General features: G+C 74.1%; 2 protein-coding genes. Both read right to left on the bottom strand.

The genetic code is table 11. The features are described from left to right. Window positions 1-1,424: AAA family ATPase (locus VFE05_13100; protein HET6231003.1), on the bottom strand; the 1,424-nt coding region annotated here is incomplete at its 3' end. After that, window positions 1,421-2,059: SPOR domain-containing protein (locus tag VFE05_13105; protein ID HET6231004.1), on the bottom strand; the 639-nt coding region annotated here is incomplete at its 5' end. The genes VFE05_13100 and VFE05_13105, both read right to left, overlap by 4 nt.

A 2,059-nucleotide genomic window follows, 5' to 3' on the forward strand; every position in this document is an offset into this window, starting at 1 on the left:
ACCGCGGCCTCGCGCCCGCGGAGCATCCGCGCCTCCTCGCGCGCCGTCTCCGCCACCTCGCCCGCGGCGTCCGCCCTCGCGCGAAGTCCCTCGCCCTGCTCCGTCCACAGCTCCGTCTGCTCGCCCAGCCGCGCCACCTCCGCCGCGAGCTGCGCCTCCTGCAGGACGAGACGGGCGATGCGCTGCTCGGCCTCCGCGTGGCGCCGCTCCAGCGACGCGCGCTCGCCCTCCGCGCCCGCGATCTCCCGCGCCACGTCGCGCGAGCGGGCAGCCGCGGCCTCGCTCGCCTGCCGGTGCGAGGCGACGGTGCCGCGCAGCGCCGCGTTCTCCTCCACCCGCTCCTCCAGCCGGTCGCGCAGCGCCTCCAGCCGTCCGGACGCGCGCTCACGCTCGACCCCAAGCCGCTCCGCCTCGGACGAGAGCGATGCCGCTCGCTGCGCCAGCTCCCCCCGCTCGCGCACCAGTTGGGCGATGCGCATCTCCGCGTGCGCACGGCGCTCGTCCGCCAGCAGGATCTCCCGCTCGCGCGCATCCAGCCGCCGCCGCACGTCCTCCAGCCGGGCGGAGACGACCGCGCGGCGGCGCGTCAGCTCCGCGCCCTCGATCCGCCGCTCGGCCAGCACCGCCTCGGCCGTGGAAAGCTCGGCGTGCTGGTCTCCCTCCTCGCGCTCCAGCACGGACAGCCGCGCATCTCCCGTTGCGAGCGCGGCGGATAGCGCGGCCATCTCGGCGCGCGCGGCGGCTACTTCCAGGTCCAGGCGGCGCGCCTGCAGCTCCGCGTGGCGCTGCGCCTTCTTCCGCTGGCGCGAGAGCGTGCGAACCTTGGACTCGACTTCGGAAACGAGGTCGTTCAGGCGGGCGAGGTCGCCTTCCGCACCCTCCAAGCGGCGCTGCGCGGCGCGGCGGCGGTCTTTGTACTTGCCGATGCCGGCGGCCTCCTCGAACAGCGCGCGCCGCTCGTCTGCCCGCTCGCTGAGGATGGCGTCGATCATCCCCGCCTCGATGATCGAGTAGGCGTTCGACCCCAGGCCGGTGTCGCGCAGCAGGTCGTGGACGTCGCGCAGGCGGCACGCCGTGCGGTTCAGCGCGTACTCGCTGCCGCCCTCGCGGAACACCTTCCGCGTGACCTCGATCTCGCTCTGGGGGATGGGGACCGAGCCGTCCTCGTTGCTGAAGACGAGCGTGACCTCGGCGAAGTTCAGCGGTCGGCGCTTGGTGGTGCCCTGGAAGATGACCTCCTCCATCTTCGCGCCGCGGACCGCGCTCGCGCGCTGCTCACCCAGCACCCAGCGCACCGCGTCGGCCGTGTTCGACTTGCCGCAGCCGTTGGAGCCCACGATGGCGGTCACGCCGTCGCGGAACTCGATGGTGGTGCGGTCGGCGAACGACTTGAAGCCGTGCAGGCGGAGGGAGCTGAGCTTCACTTGTTGATGGCGGGGGGCCGGCCGGTGCGCTCCACCAGGCGCGCGGACACCTGGTTCTTCGCGAGCAGCTGGCCCATGCCGCGGGCGCCCAGGCTGTCGCGATAGGCGCCGCCGTACAGGCGCCAGCGCTCGGTGCCGTCCGCGAACGGGACGGGCACGGTGTAGGTGGGAACGCCCTTGCGAAGCAGCGCCTCGGCGCGGTTGGCGGCGGCCGTGTCGGACGTGAAGACGCCCAGGTCGTAGGCGAGATGGCGGGACTGGATCAGGTCCCACGGACCCGTGACGGCGTCGGGTTCGGCCACCTTGGCGTCCACCAGCCGCTGGCGCAGCGCCGCGGCCTGTGCCGTGTCGGCCATCATCCCCGCGAAGACCTTGAAGTACAGCCGCCCGCCGTTGTCTTCGGGGACGATGTAGAAGCGCGCCTCGGGGAAGGAGCCGGCTTTAGTGTCGATGAGCCGCTGCGCCCCGTTCAGGTCCGCGAAGTTGGCGACGGACACCGCGTACGGGAGACGCGCGCCCGCCTCGGCCGGCGGCGCGCCGCGGGGCGGGGGGGGACCCGCGGGCGCGGGCTTCACGCCGTCCGCCCCGGCGGACGCCCCCCCGCCGAGCGCGAAGAGCTCCGGCTTGTAGGTGTA

Source organism: Longimicrobiaceae bacterium (assembly GCA_035696245.1).
Lineage (GTDB): Bacteria > Gemmatimonadota > Gemmatimonadetes > Longimicrobiales > Longimicrobiaceae > DASRQW01.